This is a genomic window from Ramlibacter sp., from assembly GCF_036676645.1.
Classification (GTDB): Bacteria; Pseudomonadota; Gammaproteobacteria; order Burkholderiales; family Burkholderiaceae_C; genus Ramlibacter.
Genome location: NZ_JAKFCM010000073.1, coordinates 1 through 17050 on the forward strand (window position 1 = coordinate 1; position 17050 = coordinate 17050).

At 70.8% G+C, this 17050-nt stretch carries 17 protein-coding genes; 9 read left to right on the plus strand and 8 right to left on the minus strand.

Annotated elements, in window-relative coordinates; genetic code table 11:
• Positions 1-212 precede the first annotated feature (212 nt).
• Complete coding sequence (locus V6M57_RS10940; RefSeq protein ID WP_332815024.1) at positions 213-683, minus strand: MarR family winged helix-turn-helix transcriptional regulator; 471 nt, start codon at positions 681-683, stop codon at positions 213-215.
• Positions 684-800: 117 nt separating this feature from the next.
• Here V6M57_RS10940 and V6M57_RS10945 point away from each other — a divergent pair, with 117 nt between their 5' ends.
• The 3 genes from V6M57_RS10945 (at position 801) to V6M57_RS10955 (ending at position 4196) form a co-directional block, all read left to right on the plus strand.
• Positions 801-2003: a 3-hydroxybenzoate 6-monooxygenase gene (locus V6M57_RS10945; protein WP_332815025.1), complete on the plus strand. Its 1203-nt coding sequence runs from the start codon at positions 801-803 to the stop codon at positions 2001-2003.
• Between the two features lie 22 nt (positions 2004-2025).
• Positions 2026-3063 (plus strand): cupin domain-containing protein, encoded by a 1038-nt coding sequence (locus V6M57_RS10950; protein ID WP_332815026.1) that lies wholly within the window; start codon positions 2026-2028, stop codon positions 3061-3063.
• Positions 3064-3152: 89 nt separating this feature from the next.
• Complete coding sequence (locus V6M57_RS10955) at positions 3153-4196, plus strand: NAD(P)H-dependent flavin oxidoreductase (protein WP_332815027.1); 1044 nt, start codon at positions 3153-3155, stop codon at positions 4194-4196.
• A 13-nt stretch (positions 4197-4209) separates the two neighbouring features.
• Here V6M57_RS10955 and V6M57_RS10960 read toward each other — a convergent pair whose 3' ends face one another.
• Together V6M57_RS10960 and V6M57_RS10965 are read right to left on the minus strand one after the other, a co-directional pair.
• Positions 4210-4761: a DUF488 domain-containing protein gene (locus V6M57_RS10960; RefSeq protein WP_332815028.1), complete on the minus strand. Its 552-nt coding sequence runs from the start codon at positions 4759-4761 to the stop codon at positions 4210-4212.
• Between the two features lie 52 nt (positions 4762-4813).
• The gene (locus tag V6M57_RS10965) at positions 4814-5482 is read right to left on the minus strand and encodes a FadR/GntR family transcriptional regulator (protein WP_332815029.1); all 669 of its coding nucleotides are present in this window, start codon (positions 5480-5482) and stop codon (positions 4814-4816) included.
• A 143-nt stretch (positions 5483-5625) separates the two neighbouring features.
• Here V6M57_RS10965 and V6M57_RS10970 point away from each other — a divergent pair, with 143 nt between their 5' ends.
• Entirely contained in the window at positions 5626-6495 is an 870-nt protein-coding gene (locus V6M57_RS10970; protein ID WP_332815030.1) for a fumarylacetoacetate hydrolase family protein, read from the plus strand.
• A 34-nt stretch (positions 6496-6529) separates the two neighbouring features.
• Positions 6530-7513: a tripartite tricarboxylate transporter substrate binding protein gene (locus V6M57_RS10975; protein WP_332815031.1), complete on the plus strand. Its 984-nt coding sequence runs from the start codon at positions 6530-6532 to the stop codon at positions 7511-7513.
• Between the two features lie 54 nt (positions 7514-7567).
• On the opposite strand, the gene gatB is transcribed toward V6M57_RS10975, so the two are convergent.
• From gatB to gatC, 3 genes are all read right to left on the minus strand, one after another.
• Positions 7568-9013: an Asp-tRNA(Asn)/Glu-tRNA(Gln) amidotransferase subunit GatB gene (gene gatB, locus V6M57_RS10980; RefSeq protein ID WP_332815032.1), complete on the minus strand. Its 1446-nt coding sequence runs from the start codon at positions 9011-9013 to the stop codon at positions 7568-7570.
• Positions 9010-10476 carry an Asp-tRNA(Asn)/Glu-tRNA(Gln) amidotransferase subunit GatA gene (gene gatA / locus V6M57_RS10985; protein ID WP_332815033.1) on the minus strand — a complete coding sequence of 489 codons (1467 nt, stop codon included), beginning with the start codon at positions 10474-10476 and terminating at the stop codon, positions 9010-9012. Before gatA ends, gatB begins: the two co-directional genes overlap by 4 nt.
• A gap of 106 nt (positions 10477-10582) precedes the next feature.
• Positions 10583-10882, minus strand: coding sequence for an Asp-tRNA(Asn)/Glu-tRNA(Gln) amidotransferase subunit GatC (gene gatC, locus V6M57_RS10990; RefSeq protein WP_332815034.1), 300 nt, complete (start codon positions 10880-10882; stop codon positions 10583-10585).
• 150 nt (positions 10883-11032) lie between these two features.
• Between gatC and V6M57_RS10995 the strand changes: the two genes are divergently transcribed.
• From V6M57_RS10995 to mrdA, 4 genes are all read left to right on the plus strand, one after another.
• Complete coding sequence (locus tag V6M57_RS10995) at positions 11033-12076, plus strand: rod shape-determining protein (RefSeq protein WP_332815035.1); 1044 nt, start codon at positions 11033-11035, stop codon at positions 12074-12076.
• 21 nt (positions 12077-12097) lie between these two features.
• Positions 12098-13015, plus strand: coding sequence for a rod shape-determining protein MreC (mreC, locus tag V6M57_RS11000; RefSeq protein ID WP_332815036.1), 918 nt, complete (start codon positions 12098-12100; stop codon positions 13013-13015).
• Positions 13012-13530, plus strand: coding sequence for a rod shape-determining protein MreD (mreD, locus tag V6M57_RS11005; protein WP_332815037.1), 519 nt, complete (start codon positions 13012-13014; stop codon positions 13528-13530). Before mreC ends, mreD begins: the two co-directional genes overlap by 4 nt.
• 115 nt (positions 13531-13645) lie before the next feature.
• Positions 13646-15736 carry a penicillin-binding protein 2 gene (gene mrdA / locus V6M57_RS11010; protein WP_332815038.1) on the plus strand — a complete coding sequence of 697 codons (2091 nt, stop codon included), beginning with the start codon at positions 13646-13648 and terminating at the stop codon, positions 15734-15736.
• Here the strand turns inward: mrdA and V6M57_RS11015 are convergent.
• Positions 15733-16119, minus strand: a complete 387-nt coding sequence (locus V6M57_RS11015; protein WP_332815039.1) for a hypothetical protein — start codon at positions 16117-16119, stop codon at positions 15733-15735. The genes mrdA and V6M57_RS11015 overlap by 4 nt on opposite strands.
• 57 nt (positions 16120-16176) lie before the next feature.
• On the minus strand, positions 16177-17050 hold an 874-nt coding region (locus tag V6M57_RS11020; protein ID WP_332815040.1), incomplete at its 5' end, for a YheT family hydrolase.

The window sequence follows — 17050 nt, forward strand, 5'->3', positions numbered from 1 at the left end:
TCAGCCAGCGGCAGCTGAACGTCATAGCCACCAAGCTCAACACTCGACCACGCAAGACCCTCGGCTACATCACACCGGCTGATAAATTGGCGGCAAGCGTTGCGCTGACCGGTTGAACTCACCAGGATCCATCTCCCGGCTTCTGCATGCGCCGGTGTGTGACTCGTTGCAGTTGGATTGCGGCTTGACCGTCGCAGTGGCACGCGATCGGCTCAGATCCCGCTGCTGGGCGCCCGGCTCAGCTCGTTGTTCGCCTCGACCAGCACGCGCAGCATGCGCAGGAACTCCTTGCGCTCCTTCGCGGGCAGCGGCGCCAGGATGCGCTCCTGTGCCCGCAGCATGGCAGGCGTCACCTGCCGCGCCAGCGCCTGGCCCTCGTCGGTCGCCGTGAGCAGCCGCACGCGGCGGTCGTGCTCCGAGGGACTGCGGCGCAGGGCCCCCTTGGCTTCCAGCCGGTCGATCACGCCTCCCGTCGTCGAGGTGTCCAGCCCGATGGCGGCCGCCAGCGTGCGCTGGTCGACGCCGGGGCTGACGCACACCGCCTGCAGCGCCGCGTACTGCACCGGCGTGATGCCATGGGCCTGCGTCTCCTGCAGGAACAGCGCCACCGCGATCTGCTGCAGGCGGCGGATCGAGAAACCGGGCAGCTGGTCGAGCTGGGGCAGGGGGGCGGTCTTGGCCATGCAGAGGGTCGATCAGGGTTAACCCGTGTAGTCCGCAGGCATTTTATCCATACACTTTTTATCAGTGTGCTGATGATCAGCACGCGGCTGAAGCCCGATCCGCAAGCGAGGCCCCGCATGAACACCCCTTCTCCTTCCCTGCCGGTGATCGTGGCCGGCGGCGGCATCGGCGGGCTGGCCGCCGCGCTGGCGCTGGTGCGCCAGGGCTTCCAGGTGCTGGTGCTGGAACAGGCGGCCGAGATCGGCGAGATCGGCGCCGGCATCCAGCTCGGCCCCAATGCCTTCCACGCCTTCGACGCGCTCGGCGTCGGCCCGAAAGCGCGCAGCCGCGCGGTCTACACCGACTGCCTGGTCATGCACGACGCGATCGACGAATACCAGGTCGCGAAGATTCCCACCGGCGAGGCGTTCCGCCAGCGTTTCGGCAACCCGTACGCGGTGATCCACCGGGTCGACGTGCACGGCTCGCTGCTGGAGGGTGCCGTCGAGACCGGCCGGGTCGAGTTCGTCACCCGCACGCGCGTGGAGCGCGTCGAGCAGGACGGGGACACGGTGGTCGCGCACTGCGCCGGCGGGCGCTCCTACCGCGGCCAGGCGCTGATCGGCGCCGAGGGCGGCAAGTCGGTGCTGCGCCAGCAGTACGTGGGCGACCCGCCGCGGGTCACCGGGCACGTGGTCTATCGCGCGGTGGTCGACAAGGCCGCCTTTCCCGGGGACCTGCGCTGGAACGCGGCCAGCATCTGGGTCGGCCCCAACTGCCACCTGGTGCACTACCCGCTGCGCGGGGGCGAGCAGTACAACGTGGTCGTCACCTTCCACAGCCGCCGGCCGGAGGAATGGGGCGTCACCGACGGCAGCAAGGAAGAAGTGGAGAGCTACTTCCAGGCGATCTGCCCCAGGGCGCGCCAGCTGATCGAGCTGCCGAAAAGCTGGCGGCGGTGGGCCACGGCCGACCGCGAACCGATCGCCACCTGGGTGTTCGGCCGCGCCACGCTGCTGGGCGATGCCGCCCACCCCACCACGCAGTACATGGCGCAGGGCGCCTGCATGGCGATGGAAGACGCGGTCACCCTGGGCGAGGCGCTGCGCGTGCACGGCAACCAATGGGAACCGGCGCTGCAGCTGTACCAGCGCTCGCGCGTGGCCCGCACCGCCCGCATCGTGCTGTCGGGCCGCGAAATGGGCCGCATCTACCACGCCAGTGGCGTGGAGCGGCTGGTGCGCAACCAGATGTGGGAGGGCCGCCCGCCCGAACGCTTCTACGACGCCCTCGAATGGCTGTACGGCTGGAACGCGGGCAACTGCCTCGCCCCCCACTGAACGTCAACCGGAGAGACACATCATGCTGGACCTCGGCCGCCTCGAAGACCTGCCGCAAGCCTATCGCGGGCAGCTGGAATCACTCAACCTGGTGCCACTGTGGCCCAGCCTGCGCTCGGTGCTGCCGCCGGACCTGCCGACGCGCCGCACGCAGCCGGTCCACTGGCCGTACCAGGCGCTGCGCCCGTTGCTGATGCAGGCCGGCGAGCTGACGCCGATCGAAAAGTCCGAGCGCCGGGTGCTCGCGCTGGCCAACCCGGGGCACGGCCTGGAGAGGATGCAGGCCAGTGCCGCCATGTACCTGGGCATGCAGCTGCTGCTGCCCGGCGAATGGGCGCCCAGCCACCGCCACACGCCCAACGCGATCCGCATGGTCGTCGAGGGCGAAGGCGCCTGGACCACCGTGGACGGCGAGCAGTGCCCCATGAGCCGCGGCGACCTGATCCTCACGCCCACCGGCGCCTGGCACGAGCACGGGCACGACGGCGCACGGCCGGTGGTCTGGCTGGACGTGCTGGACCTGCCGCTGGTGCATTTCCTGGAGGCCAGCTACCACGTGCAGGGGCAGCGCCAGCGCGTGGCGCCCGGCCACGGCGATCGTGGCTACGCGCGCGGCGGCGTCGTGCCCACGCGCGTGTTCGGGCGCTCGCGCAAGGCCTGGCCCATGCTCCGCTACCCGTGGGCCGATGCGCGTGCGGCGCTGCTGTCGCTGGCGCAGGACCGGCCCGGCCTGGAACCCGTGCAGGTCACCTACGTCAACCCGGAGACGGGCGGCGACGCGCAGGCCATCCTCGGCTTCTACGCGCTGATGCTGCGGCCGGGCCAGACCCTGCGGCTGCCGGCGCGCTCGCCGGCAACGGTGTTCCACCAGATCGAGGGCGAGTCCGAGGTCACGGTCGAGACGGGGACTTTCGCGATGGACAACGCCGACACCTGCTGCGCACCGGGCTTCGCGCCGATCACGCTGCGCAACCGCTCGGCGCGGGAGCCAGCGTTCCTGTTCGTCGCCGACGAGGCGCCGCTGCACCGCAAGCTGGGGCTGTACGAAGAACGGCGCTGAGATAGGCACTGCGCCCGAAGGGGCGCTGCGCACCCGCTAGCATGGCCGCTTCGAAAGAGCGACGCACGTCCCCGAAGAGGAGCCCGGCCATGACATCCCTGCAGCAATTCCTGGGCATCGATCTGCCCATCGTCCAGGCGCCCATGGCGGGTGTGCAGGGCAGCGCGCTCGCCCTCGCGGTGTCCAATGCCGGCGGACTGGGGTCGCTGCCCTGCGCCATGCTGGCGCCCGATGCCCTGCGCAAGGAACTGGCAGCGCTGCGCTCGGGCACCGACAAGCCCTTCAACGTCAACTTCTTCTGCCACGCGCAACCCCGGCCCGATCCGCAGCGCGAGGCGAAATGGCATGCGGCGCTGGCGCCCTACTTCCAGGAGCTCGGGCTCGACATCGCGGCCGTGCCGCGCGGCCCCGGGCGGCTGCCCTTCAGCAGCGAGGCCGCCGACCTGCTGGAGGAATTCCGCCCGCCCGTGGTGAGCTTCCACTTCGGCCTGCCTGCGCCCGAGCTGCTGCAGCGGGTCCGTGGCTGGGGGGCGAAGGTGATCGCGTCGGCCACCACGCTCGACGAAGCGCTCTGGCTGCAGGAGCGCGGCGTCGATGCCGTGATCGCGCAGGGCCTGGAGGCCGGCGGCCACCGCGGCCTGTTCCTCACCGACGACCTCGCCACCCAGGTCGGCACCTTCGCGCTGGTCCGCCGGCTGGCCCGAACCCTGCGCGTGCCGGTGATCGCCGCGGGCGGCATCGCCGACGCCGGCGGCGTGGCAGCCGCCCTGGCGCTGGGTGCGGCCGGCGTGCAGGTCGGCACCGCCTACCTGCTGTGCCCCGAGTGCACGACCACCGCGCTGCACCGCGCGGCTTTGAAGAGCGAGGCCGCACGCACGACGGTGGTCACCAATGTCTTCACCGGCCGCCCGGCGCGCGGCATCGTCAACCGCGTGATCCGCGAACTGGGGCCGATCAGCGCCGCTGCGCCGGCCTTTCCGCAGGCTGCGCCGGCCATGGGCCTGCTGCGTGCCGCGGCCGAGCGCCGGGGCAGCAGCGACTTCTCGCCGCTGTGGGCCGGGCAGGACACCGGTGGCTGCCGCGAAGTGCCGGCTGCGCAACTGACCCGGGAACTCGCGGGCAGCCCGGCGTAGGCAGCGGCTGCCTTCAGCAGCAGGCGCGCCGGGACAGCGGCTCGCCGTCCAGCGAATAGACCAGTTCGCCGTCGCGCACCCGTGCGGGCGGCGTGTACGGGTGCGGGCTGGTCTTGTGCACGTCGAGGATGTGCGTGACCGCGATGCCGCTGAACAGCAGCGCGTCCGCGATCAGGCCGCGGTGGCAGCGCCACCAGACGAGCTCCGAACACATCATCGCCGTGCGCCGGGCCGAAGCGATGTGCAGCAGTTCCGCCAGTCCCTCGGCGAACTCCGGCGATGCGAGGTGGTCGGCATAGGCACGGAAGGAGTCGTTGCGCCAGCCCACGTTGGGCGAGGCCGGATCGGGCCGGCGCCGGCCGCCGAGCTTGTCCAGCCAGGCGTAGGCCATGCCGTTCGACTGCAGCGTGGAGGCCAGGGCCTCGGCGCCGAACTGCGGGTGCTTGCGGGAGCCGGGGAAGCGCCGCACGTCGACCAGTGCCTCGATGCCATGGGCCTGCAGCAGCGACAGGAACTCCTGCGCCGAACGGGTGGAATGCCCTATGGTCCAGACTTCGAGGGGCATCCGGCCACTCTAGCGCGGATGGGACGAAGCGTGGGGCGGCCGGCGGTGGCGCTCAGGACCCGAACAGGTTGCGGCGCACGTGCTCCAGGTGCGCGAGTGCGGCGGACCGGGCCTGCTCGAGGTCGCGTGCCTTGATGGCCTGCACCAGCCGGCGATGCTCCTGCTGGTAATGCCGGCGCCGCTCGGGCGTGACGCTGCGCCGCTTCAGGGCGCCCCACTCGGTCTGCGCCCGCGCCTGGTTCATCAGGCCGAACACGCCCGTGACGAAGCTGTTGCGCGTGGCACCGGCGATCGCCTCGTGCAGCAGGCCGTCCCAGTGCTCGAACTCCTCGAGTGTCTGCGCCGCCTCCGCCCGTTCGCAGCACTCGTCCATGCGCTCGAAGTCGGCGGCGGTCGCATGGGCCACCACCAGTTCGAGCACGGCCGGCTCGAAGGCGATGCGCGCCTCCATGAGTTCGGCCGGGCTGGTCTGGGCCGCCGGCCGCGCGGCCGGCAACGTGCGGATCACCGCGTCGACGCCGTCGGTGACGTAGGTGCCGCTGCCCACGGTCTGCTCGATCAGGCCCAGCCCGCGCAGGTCCTGCAGCACCTTGCGGACCGAGCCGCGGCTGAGCGTGAACTGCTCGCTCAGGCTGCGCTCGGGCGGCAGCCGGTCGCCGGCCCGCCACCGGCCGGCGCGCAGGTTGTCCAGGATGAAGTCGCGAAGGCCTCCGGTTTTCATACCATTTTGTACCAACTATCGGGAAACCCAGCCGATCCCAATCCCCCAGCGTAAATCGACTGGATCAAATGGCGATGCTGCGTGTAGGATATCGCAGTTGGTCCGAATGGTCCAGTAATAAACCAATTTTCCAGGAGTCTCTCGTGCGCATCGCCACCTTTTCCCATGAAGGCCGCCGCCAGGTGGGAGTCGTCTCGCCCGACGGCCGGCAGGTCACGCCCTTGCCCTGGTCGCAGGACCTGGCGCGCAACGGCGCGCTGCCCCTGGTGGAGGCCGCCGCCCGCGGCGAGCCGGTGCCGGCTCCGGCCGGCGCGGCGCTGCCACTGGCGGCGGTGGCGCTGGAGGCCCCGCTGCGTCCGCGCCGCAACCTGTGGTGCGTGGGCCGCAACTACCATGCGCACGCGCAGGAACTGGCCGGATCGGTCTTCAAGGCCAGCAACGCCAACACGATGGAATGGCCGATCGTGTTCACCAAGGTGCCCGAGTGCGTGGTCGGGCCGGCCGACCCGGTGGTGCTGCCGGGCGACGCGGTGTCCACCCGGATCGACTACGAGGCCGAGCTGGCGCTGGTGATCGGCAAGGGCGGCAAGAACATCCGCCGCGCCGACGCGATGTCGCATGTGTTCGGCTACACCATCGTCAACGACGTGACCGCCCGCGACGTGCAGATGCGCCACCAGCAGTGGGACATGGGCAAGTCGTTCGACAGCTTCTGCCCCATGGGGCCCTGGATCGTCACGGCCGATGAACTCGATGGCGCGCACACCCGCGTGCGCTGCTGGGTCAATGGCGAACTGCGGCAGGACGGCCGGACCGAGCACCTGATCTTCGACATCCCGACGCTGATCGAGACCGTCTCGCGCGGCATCACGCTCTACCCCGGCGACGTGATCGCCACCGGCACGCCCGCCGGCGTGGGCATGGGTTTCGATCCGCCGCGCTACCTGCGCAGCGGCGACGTGGTGCGGATCGAGATCGACGGGATCGGCTCGATCGAGAACCGCTTCGAATAGCGCCACTTTTTTTCCGATGACACGAGGAGACAGCATGAGAACCCTTCTTTCGGGCTTCCGGCTCGCGGTCGCGGCCGCTTTCTGCCTGGCCGGCGCGGCGGCGATGGCCCAGTCCGCCGACTACCCCAACCGGCCCGTCAAGCTGGTCGTACCGTTCCCGCCGGGCGGGCTCGCCGACACCGTCGCGCGGCCGGTGGCCGAGGCGATGTCGCGCGAACTGGGACAGCCGGTGGTGATCGAGAACAAGGGCGGCGCCGGCGGGGCCATCGGCATGGCCCAGGTGGCCAAGTCCGCGCCCGACGGCTATACGGTCCTGATGGCGCTGTCCTCGCTGACGGTGTTGCCGGAAGCCGACGCGATCCTGGGCCGCCAGACCATGTTCACGGTCCGCTCCCTGCGGCCGATCGCGCGCTTCACGGCCGATCCCACGGTGCTGGCCGTTCGCGCCGACGCACCGTGGAAGACCGCCAAGGACTTCGTCGAGGACGCGCGCAAGCGCCCGGGCGCGATCAACTACGGGTCCTCGGGCAACTACGGCACCATGCACGTGCCCATGGAGATCCTGGCCCAGAACGCCGACATCAAGATGACGCACGTGCCCTTCACCGGCGCCGGCCCGGCGGTGGTGGCCCTGCTGGGCGGCCAGGTCGATGCGCTGTCGACCGGACCGGCGACGGTGCTGCAACACGTCAAGGCGGGCAAGGTGCGCGTGCTGGCCCACTGGGGCCAGGCGCGGCTGGTGACGCTGCCCGAGGTACCGGCCCTGAAGGACCTCGGCTACGGCGCCGAGTACGCCCAGTGGTCGGGCCTGTTCGCCCCGGCCGACACGCCCGAGCCCGTCGTGCAGCGCCTGCGTGCGGCGGCCAAGGCGGCCGCCAACGATCCCAAGGTCAAGCAGGTGATCCTCGGCGCCGGCAGCCCGGTGCTGTACCAGGACACGCCCGAGTTCGAGAAGTACGTGCAGGACGATGCCCGCCGCATGGCGGAGGTCGTCAAGAAGATCGGCAAGGTGGAGTAGGGCGGGAACGGCAGCACCGGGCCGGGCACCCCCGGCGCCCGGCTGTCGGCACGCTCAGCCCTGCAGCTTCCGGCGCAGCAGCTCGTTGACCTGCTGCGGGTTGGCCTTGCCCTTGGTGGCCTTCATCGCCTGGCCGACCAGCGCGTTGAAGGCCTTGTCCTTGCCGGCCCTGAACTGGGCCACGTTGTCCGGGTTGGCGGCGATGATCCCGTCGAGGATCTTCTCCAGCTCGCCGCTGTCGTTCATCTGCTTCAGGCCCTTGGCCTCGATCAGCGCATCGACGTCGCTGCCCTCGCCGCTCCACAGCGCCTCGAACACCTGCCGGCCGGCGCTGTTGGAGAGGGTGCCGTCGGCGATGCGGCCGATCAGCGCGGCCAGCGTCGCGGCCGGCACCGGCGCCTGTCCGATGCCGATGTCCTGCGCATTCAGCCGGCGCGACACCTCACCCATGATCCAGTTGCTGGCCAGCTTGGACTGGCCGCTGGCCTGGGCCGCCGCCTCGAAGTAGGCGGCCATCGCCGGGCTCTGGGTCAGCGTGGTGGCGTCGTATTCGGGCAGGCCGTAGTCGGCGACGAAGCGCGCCGCCATCGCGCGCGGCAGCTCCGGCATCGAAGCGCGCACCTGCTCGACCCACCCGGGCGCCACCACCAGCGGCGGCAGGTCCGGGTCCGGGAAGTAGCGGTAGTCGGCCGCGTCCTCCTTGGTGCGCATGGCGCGGGTCTCGCCGGTGTCGGGGTCGAACAGCACGGTGGCCTGTTCGATCGCACGGCCGTCCTCCAGCTCCTCGATCTGCCAGCGGATCTCGTAGTCGATCGCCTGCTGCATGAAGCGGAAGCTGTTCAGGTTCTTGATCTCGCGCCGCGTGCCCAGCGGCTGGCCGGGCCTGCGCACCGACACGTTGGCGTCGCAGCGAAAGCTCCCTTCCTGCATGTTGCCGTCGCAGATGCCGATCCAGGTGACGATCTTGTGCAGTTCCTTCGCGTACGCGACCGCCTCCTCGGAGGAGCGCATGTCCGGCTCGGTGACGATCTCCAGCAGCGGCGTGCCGGCGCGGTTGAGGTCGATGCCGGACTGGCCGACGAAGTCCTCGTGCAGCGACTTGCCGGCGTCCTCCTCCAGGTGGGCGCGCACCAGGCGCACCGACTTCTTCTCGTCACCCAGGAAGAACTCGACCACGCCACCCTGCACCACCGGGATCTCGTACTGGCTGATCTGGTAACCCTTGGGCAGGTCGGGGTAGAAGTAGTTCTTGCGCGCGAACACGCTGCGCGGCGCGATGTGCGCGTTGACGGCCAGGCCGAACGCGATGGCGCGCTCGACCGCGCCCCGGTTCATCACCGGCAGCGTGCCGGGCAGCGCCAGGTCGACCGCGCTGGCCTGGGTGTTCGGCTCGGCGCCGAAGGCGGTCGGCGCGCGGCTGAAGATCTTCGAGCGGGTGGACAGCTGGGCATGGGTCTCGAAGCCGATCACCACTTCCCAGCCTTGCACGAGCCGGCTCATGACAAACCCTCCGGATGCTGCAGGTGGAAATCGGTGGCCTGCTGGAACGCATGCGCGGCGTTCAGCAGCCGGCCCTCCTGGAACCAGCTGCCGATCAACTGCAGGCCCACCGGCATGCCACCGGCGCCGAGGCCGCAGGGGATGCTCATGCCCGGCAGCCCGGCCAGCGAAGCCGGCAGGGTGAAGATGTCGGCCAGGTAGTCGGCCAGCGGGTCGCTGCCGTGCTCGCCCAGCTGCCAGGCCACGGTGGGCGCGGCCGGGCCGGCGATCACGTCGCACTCGGCGAACGCGCGCCGGAAGTCGTCGGCGATCATGCGGCGCACCTTCTGCGCCTGCAGGTAGTAGGCGTCGTAGTAGCCGTGCGAGAGCACGTAGGTGCCCACCATGATCCGTTGCTTGACCTCCTCGCCGAAGCCTTCGGCGCGGGTCTTGCGGTACATGTCGAGCAGGTCGGCGTACTGCTTCGCGCGGTGGCCGAACTTCACGCCGTCGAAACGCGAGAGGTTGGACGAGGCCTCGGCCGGCGCGATGATGTAGTAGACGGGGATCGACAGCTCGGTGCGCGGCAGCGAGACCGCCACCCGCCGCGCACCCAGCTTCTCGTACTGCTGCAGCGCGGCTTCGATGGCCGCGCGCACGTCGCCGGCCAGGCCCTCGCCGAAGAACTCGCGCGGCACCCCGATGCGCAGGCCTTCGAGCGAGCCACCCAGCGCCCGGGTGAAGTCTTCGGCCGGCGTGTCCAGCGAGGTCGAATCGCGGTCGGGGTCGGGCCCGCACATGGCCGACAGCAGCAGCGCGCAGTCGGCCGCGCTGCGCGCCATTGGCCCGGCCTGGTCCAGGCTGGAGGCGTAGGCGATCATCCCGTAGCGCGAGGCGCGCCCGTAGGTCGGCTTGATGCCGGTGATGCCGCAGAACGAAGCGGGCTGGCGGATCGAACCGCCGGTGTCGGTGCCGGTGGCGGCCGGTGCCAGGCGCGCAGCGACCGCCGCCGCACTGCCGCCGGAGGAGCCGCCCGGAATGCGGCGGGTGTCCCACGGATTCTTCACCGGCCCCCAGGCCGAGTTCTCGTTCGACGAGCCCATGGCGAACTCGTCGCAATTGAGCTTGCCCAGCGTGACCATGCCGGCCTCGGCCAGCTTGCGCACCACGGTGGCATCGAAGGGCGAGCGGTAGCCGGCCAGCATCTTCGAGCCGGCCGTGGTCGGGAAGTCGCGCGTGACGAAGATGTCCTTGTGCGCGATCGGCACGCCCAGCAGCGGCGCGGCGTCGCCGGCGGCGATGCGCTCGTCGGCGGCGCGGGCCTGGGCCAGGGTGACCTCCGGGTCCGTGGCCAGGAAAGCGCCCAGGTCGCCGTGCGCCTCGCCGCGCGCCAGGAAGTGCTGCGCGACTTCGACCGCGGAGACGTCCCTGGACTTCAGGCGACGCGCCAGATCGGCGACGGAGATGTCGTGCAGCGCGCTCATTCGGCTGCCTCCGAAATTGCGTTGTTCAATCCGATGATCATGTGGTCGGCAACTCGATCGAATGAGCTGGGTCGATCCCCGCAAACGGGGCCCCTCGCCCTCGCGCTCATTCGATCACCTTCGGCACCAGGAACAGCCCGCGCTCCACCGCCGGCGCGCTACGCTGGTTGGCCTCGCGCTGGTCGGCCTCGGACGCCACGTCCTCGCGCAGCCGCAAGGACACGTCCTGGAAGGCGGCCACGGGGTGCGCGAGCGGCTCGATCCCCGTGGTATCCACAGCCCGCATCGCCTCCACGATGGCGAAGAAGCCGTTGATCCGGGTCAGCATGTGCTCGCTCTCGTGCGGCTGCAGTTCCAGTCGCGCGAGGTGCGCGATGCGGCGGATGTCGTCGGGGGTCAGGGCCATGGCGGCAAATCGGCGGGAAACCGAATGTAAGCGCGACGGCCGGGGCGCCGCGCCGATGAGTTATTCACAGGGGATCAGTTATTATCCCGCCTTTAGCGCACGGCCCCTTTCGCGGGGCCGCTTTCGTAGAAGAAAGAGGACCCACCCCCCATGTTCGGAGCGTTCCGTCGGTACCTGTCGACCGATCTGGCCATTGACCTGGGCACCGCCAACACGCTGATCTTCGTGAGGGACAAGGGGATCGTCCTGGATGAACCCTCGGTGGTGGCGATCCGCCACGAGGGCGGCCCGCAGGGGAAGAAGACCATCCAGGCCGTGGGCCACGAGGCCAAGGCCATGCTGGGCAAGGTGCCGGGCAACATCGAGGCGATCCGCCCGATGAAGGACGGCGTGATCGCCGACTTCACGGTCACCGAGCAGATGCTCAAGCAGTTCATCAAGATGGTGCACCCGCGCTCCATCCTGAAACCCAGCCCGCGCATCATCATCTGCGTGCCCTGCGGCTCCACCCAGGTGGAGCGTCGCGCCATCCGCGAATCGGCGCTGGGCGCCGGCGCCAGCGAGGTCTACCTGATCGAGGAGCCCATGGCCGCGGCGATCGGCGCCGGCCTGCCGGTGAGCGAGGCGTCCGGCTCGATGGTGGTCGACATCGGCGGCGGCACCACCGAGGTGGGCGTGATCTCGCTGGGCGGCATGGTCTACAAGGGCAGCGTGCGCGTGGGCGGCGACCGCTTCGACGACGCGATCATCGCGTACATCCGCCGCAACTACGGCATGCTGATCGGCGAGCCCACCGCCGAAGCGATCAAGAAGACCATCGGCTCGGCCTTCCCCGGCAGCGAGGTCAAGGAGATCGAGGTCAAGGGCCGCAATCTCTCCGAGGGCGTTCCGCGCTCCTTCACGATTTCCTCCAACGAGATCCTGGAGGCGCTCACCGACCCGCTGAACAACATCGTGTCGGCGGTCAAGAGCGCGCTGGAGAGCACGCCCCCCGAGCTGGGCGCCGACATCGCCGAGCGCGGCATGATGCTCACCGGCGGCGGCGCGCTGCTGCGCGACCTCGACCGCCTGCTGGCCGAGGAGACCGGCCTGCCGGTGCTGGTGGCCGAGGACCCGCTGACCTGCGTGGTGCGCGGCTGCGGCATCGCGCTCGAGCGCATGGAGCGCCTGGGCTCCATCTTCACCAGCGAGTAACCCCTCCCGCCGGAGACAGCGATGCCGCTCGGTACGCTGGACAGGACACCGCCGCCCTTCTTCAAGCAGGGCCCCTCGGCGCTGTCCAAGCTGATGGTGTTCAGCGCGCTGGCCCTGTTCCTGATGGTGGCCGATACCCGCTTCAGGATCGCGCAGCCGCTGCGCGCCGGGGTGGCCACCGTGCTGTACCCGGTGCAGTGGCTGGCGCTGCGGCCGGTGCTGGCGCTGCGCGAGGCCGCCCACTACTTCGAGTCGCTGCGCAGCGCCCAGCAGCAGGAAGCGGCGGCGCGCGAGAAGCTCGCCAGCCAGTCGCAGCGCGCCAACCAGGTCGAGCACCTGTCGCAGGAGAACGAGCGGCTGCGCAAGCTGCTGGACCTGCGCGCGCGCGTCACCACGCCGGCCCAGGCCGCCGAGGTGCTGTACGACGCCGCCGACCCCTACACCCGCAAGGTGGTGATCGACAAGGGCCTGGCCCAGGGCATCGAGGAAGGCTCGCCGGTCATCGACGAATCCGGCGTGCTCGGGCAGGTCACCCGCGTGCACCCGCTGATCAGCGAGGTGACGCTGATCACCGATCGCGACCAGGCCATTCCGGTGATGAACACCCGGACCGGCGCGCGCAGCGTGGCGTTCGGCGATCCCGGCGGCGGCCAGGCCGGCGCGCTGGAGCTGCGCTTCATGGCGGGCAACGCCGACGTGCACGAGGGCGACCTGCTCACCACCAGCGGCGTGGACGGCATCTACCCGGCCGGGCTGCCGGTGGCCCGGGTGGACAAGGTGGAGCGGCGCGCCGACACCGGCTTCGCCCGCATCCACTGCCTGCCGCAGGCGCACGTGGACGCCGCCCGCTACGTGATGGTGCTCAGCCCGCTGGCGGCGCAGATCCCGCCCCGGCCGGCCGACCTGGCGGCGCCGGCGGCCAAGGGAGCCCGCAAATGATCATGCGCCCCGGCCAGCAGCTGCTGCTGCCGGCCAACCCGCTGTTCATCTGGTCCAGCCTGCTGGTCGCGATGGTGGCCAACATGCTGCCGCTCGGCCGGGTGGCCTGGATGCCGGACGTGCTGGCGCTGGTGCTGGTGTTCTGGAGCGTGCACCAGCCGCTGCGCGTGGGCATGGGCGCGGCCTTCCTGTTCGGCATCGCGATGGACGTGCACCAGGCGGCCCTGCTCGGTCAGCACGCCCTGGCCTACACCGCCCTGAGCTTCTTCGCCATCACCATCCACCGCCGGCTGCTCTGGTTCACCGTGCCGTCGCAGGCGGTGCAGGTGCTGCCGCTGTTCGCGGCCGCCCACGCCATCGAGCTGGCGATCCGGATGATCGCGGGCGGGCTCTGGCCGGGCGCCATCTCCCTGCTCGCCCCCGTGATCGAATCCCTGCTCTGGCCGGTGGTGAGCGTGATCCTGCTGGCGCCCCAGCGCAGGGCGCCGGATCCGGATGAGAATAGGCCCTTATGAGGCCTTGCGGGACAGACCGAGAGCGGCGGCACGCCGCGTCGCTCTGTCCCCAACTGACTAGAGTGCTCGAACTCCCCCGGCGCAGGCGCGCAAGCGCCGTCAGAGGCACCCTCCCGTGACCGAACTGCGCAACGTCGAAGCCGACCTCTCGCGCTTTCGCGGGCGGGTGCTCGCCGCCAGCCTGGTGGTGCTGGCCTGCTTCTTCCTGCTGTCGCTGCGGCTGGCGTACCTGCAGGTGCTGCGCCACGACGAGCTGAGCGAGCAGGCCGAGAACAACCGCACCGCCGTCGTGCCGATCGTGCCCAACCGCGGCCTGATCCTGGACCGCAACGGCATCGTGCTGGCCACCAACTATTCGGCCTACACGCTGGAGATCACGCCTTCGCGCCTGGCCGCCAGCCTGGATGCGACCATCGACGCCTTGTCGGCGGTGGTCGAGATCCAGCCGCGCGACAAGCGGCGCTTCCGCAAGCTGCTGGACGAGACCAAGGGCTTCGAGTCGCTGCCGATCCGCACCAAGCTGACCGACGAGGAGGTGGCGCGCTTCGCCGCCCAGCGCTACCGCTTCCCGGGCGTGGAGATCAAGGCCCGCCTGTTCCGCAACTACCCCTGGGGCGAGCTGGCCAGCCACGTGATCGGCTACATCGGCCGCATCAACCAGGCCGAGAAGAAGCAGATGGAGGAGTGGGAGGAGGAGGAGCAGGCCAACTACCGCGGCACCGAGTACATCGGCAAGCTGGGCGTGGAGCAGAGCCTGGAGCGGCAGCTGCACGGCACCACCGGCGTCGAGCAGGTCGAGACCTCCGCCGGCGGGCGCGCCGTGCGCAAGCTGGCCAACACCCCCGCCACGCCCGGCAACACCGTGATGCTGTCGATCGACATCAAGCTGCAGAAGCTGGTCGAGGACCTGTACGGCGAGCGGCGCGGCGCGCTGGTGGCGCTGGATCCCAGGACCGGCGAGGTGCTGGCCTTCGTCTCCAAGCCGACCTTCGATCCCAACCTGTTCGTCGACGGCATCGATTCGGAGAACTGGCAGGCGCTGAACGAATCGATCGACAAGCCGCTGCTCAACCGCGCGCTGCGCGGCACCTACCCGCCCGGCTCCACCTACAAGCCGTTCATGGCGCTGGGCGCGCTGACCACCGGCAAGCGCTCGGCCACGCAGGTGGTCATGGACAGCGGCACCTGGACCTTCGGCGGCCACGTGTTCCGCAGCCACGGCGACCACGGGCTGGGCCCGGTGGACATGTACACCAGCATCGTCAAGTCCAGCAACGTCTACTACTACTCGCTGGCCAACGAGATGGGCGTGGACCTGATGCACGATTTCATGAAGCCGCTGGGCTTCGGCCAGCTCACCGGCATCGACATCCAGGGCGAGGTCCGCGGCGTGCTCCCCAGCCAGGAGTGGAAGCGCAACTACTACCGCCGCCCCGAACAGAAGAAGTGGTACGCCGGCGAGACCATCTCGCTGGGCATCGGCCAGGGCTACAACAGCTTCACCATGCTGCAGCTGGCGCAGGCCACCGCCACGCTGGCCGCCGGCGGGGTCAAGCACAAGCCGCGGCTGGTGATCGCCACCCAGGACCCGATGACGCGCGTGCGCGAGATCGTGCCGGCCGAGCCGGGCGAGGACCTGGGCTACAAGCCCGAGCACGTCGCCGTGGTGCGCAAGGCCATGGTGGGGGTGACGCAGGGCGGCACCGGCACCCGCGTGTTCGCCGGGGCCGGCTACCTCTCGGGCGGCAAGACCGGCACCGCGCAGGCGGTGACCATCGGCCAGAAGGAGAAGTACAACGCGGCCAAGCTGGAGGAGCACCAGCGCGACCACTCGCTGTACATCGCCTTCGCGCCCGCCGACGACCCGCAGATCGCGCTGGCCGCGGTGGTGGAGAACGCCGGCTTCGGCGCCGCCGCCGCCGCGCCGATCGCGCGGCGCGTGTTCGACTACTGGCTGATGGGGCTGTACCCCAGCGAGGAAGACCTGGCGGCAGTGCGCAAGGGCCAGGCCGGCGCGCCGCTGGGCAAGCCGCGGCTGGCCGCCGAAGCCGCCTGGCCGCCGCAGGGCGCCGGCCCCGCGCTGGTGCCGCCGCCCGGTGCCGCAGCGCTCGCGGCGGCGGTCTCCGCGGCGTCAGCGGCGCCCGATGCCGCCATCGTGCCGACGGCCAGCACGGTGCCCGTCGCCACGCCGCGCCGCCCGGACTAATCGGGGCCAGGCGCCCGCCCCTGCGTGCGCCACCACGCCAGCATGGCCTGGAAGTCGCCGCCGAAACCGCGCCTGAGCAGCGCCTCGTAGCCGATCGAACAGGAGATCGCGCTGCCCGGGTCCAGCAAGCCGCGGCTGGCGGCGGCATCGCAGGCGAGCGCCAGCCGCTTGAGGCAGTGTTCGCCCAAGGCCTCGAACTGGGCCATGCGCTCCTGGCGGCGCAGCATCGGATCGCCTTGGTGCCCGGGCGTCTGGCAGGCCGGCGGCTGCCGCACGCCGGGCTCGGCCGGCAGGGCGGGCAGCAGGGCCAGCGCGGCAGCCCAGCCGGTCAGGCGGCGCGACAGCCGGTTCCACGATCGGGGGCTGCTGGCAGGCCATGGCATGGGCCCACCTTGGCACGCCGCCCGCACGACCGCATCAGCGGAACACCTCGCGCGGCGTCAGCCGGCGCTTGCGCCGAGCCCGGCGGCCTGCAGCAGCCAGCCGCCGACAGCCTCCGGCATGGAGCGCACGTGGGCCGGCCATGCACCGGACGGAAAGCCGACATGGCCGCCCTGGCCCGGCTGCCACAGCGTGACCCAGGCGCCCGCTTCATGCGGCACCGGCAGGCTCTGCGCGGGCACGAACGGGTCGTTGCGCGCATTCAACGCCAGCGCCGGGATGCGGATGCGCGGCAGGTGCGGCTTGGCCGAGGCGCGATCCCAGTAATCGTCGGTGTCCCTGAAGCCATGCAGCGGCGCGGTGAACACGTTGTCGAAGGCGTACAGGTCGCGTGCGGCGAGCAGCGCCTCGCGGTCGAACAGGCCGGGGTGCTGGGCCAGCTTGCGCAAGGCCTTGGGGCGCATGGAGCGCAGGAACATGCCCGTGTAGACCAGCCGGTTGAAGCCGCGGCCTATGGCCCGCCCCCCGGCAGCCAGGTCCAGGGGCGAGCAGACCGCGGCCACCGCATCGGCGCTGCGCGCGGCCTGCAGGCCCGCTTCGCCGGCCCAGCGCAGCAGGGCATTGCCGCCCAGCGACACGCCCACGGCCAGCAGCGGACCGGCGTGGCGCTCGCGCAGCCGCTGCAGGATCCAGTGCACTTCCTCGTAGTCGCCCGAGTGGTAGGCGCGGGGACCGAGGTTCAGCTCGCCGCTGCAGCCGCGGAAGTGCGGCACCACGTAGCCCAGGCCGTGCTCGCGCGCGAAGCCGCCGAACGCTTCGGCGTAGTGGCTGCGGGAGGAACCTTCGAGGCCATGGAACAGGACCAGCAGCGGGGCCGCGGCGGCACCGGGCGGCGCGGGCGACAGCCAGTCGAGGTCGACGAAGTCGCCGTCG

Excerpts from the sequence above, each read along its gene's own strand:
- V6M57_RS10940 (WP_332815024.1), bottom strand. The coding sequence starts at position 683 with ATGGCCAAGACCGCCCCCCTGCCCCAGCTCGACCAGCTGCCCGGTTTC.
- V6M57_RS10945 (WP_332815025.1), top strand. The coding sequence starts at position 801 with ATGAACACCCCTTCTCCTTCCCTGCCGGTGATCGTGGCCGGCGGCGGC.
- V6M57_RS10950 (WP_332815026.1), top strand. The coding sequence starts at position 2,026 with ATGCTGGACCTCGGCCGCCTCGAAGACCTGCCGCAAGCCTATCGCGGG.
- V6M57_RS10955 (WP_332815027.1), top strand. The coding sequence starts at position 3,153 with ATGACATCCCTGCAGCAATTCCTGGGCATCGATCTGCCCATCGTCCAG.
- V6M57_RS10960 (WP_332815028.1), bottom strand. The coding sequence starts at position 4,761 with ATGCCCCTCGAAGTCTGGACCATAGGGCATTCCACCCGTTCGGCGCAG.
- V6M57_RS10965 (WP_332815029.1), bottom strand. The coding sequence starts at position 5,482 with ATGAAAACCGGAGGCCTTCGCGACTTCATCCTGGACAACCTGCGCGCC.
- V6M57_RS10975 (WP_332815031.1), top strand. The coding sequence starts at position 6,530 with ATGAGAACCCTTCTTTCGGGCTTCCGGCTCGCGGTCGCGGCCGCTTTC.
- gatB (WP_332815032.1), bottom strand. The coding sequence starts at position 9,013 with ATGAGCCGGCTCGTGCAAGGCTGGGAAGTGGTGATCGGCTTCGAGACC.
- gatA (WP_332815033.1), bottom strand. The coding sequence starts at position 10,476 with ATGAGCGCGCTGCACGACATCTCCGTCGCCGATCTGGCGCGTCGCCTG.
- gatC (WP_332815034.1), bottom strand. The coding sequence starts at position 10,882 with ATGGCCCTGACCCCCGACGACATCCGCCGCATCGCGCACCTCGCGCGA.
- V6M57_RS10995 (WP_332815035.1), top strand. The coding sequence starts at position 11,033 with ATGTTCGGAGCGTTCCGTCGGTACCTGTCGACCGATCTGGCCATTGAC.
- mreC (WP_332815036.1), top strand. The coding sequence starts at position 12,098 with ATGCCGCTCGGTACGCTGGACAGGACACCGCCGCCCTTCTTCAAGCAG.
- mreD (WP_332815037.1), top strand. The coding sequence starts at position 13,012 with ATGATCATGCGCCCCGGCCAGCAGCTGCTGCTGCCGGCCAACCCGCTG.
- V6M57_RS11015 (WP_332815039.1), bottom strand. The coding sequence starts at position 16,119 with ATGCCATGGCCTGCCAGCAGCCCCCGATCGTGGAACCGGCTGTCGCGC.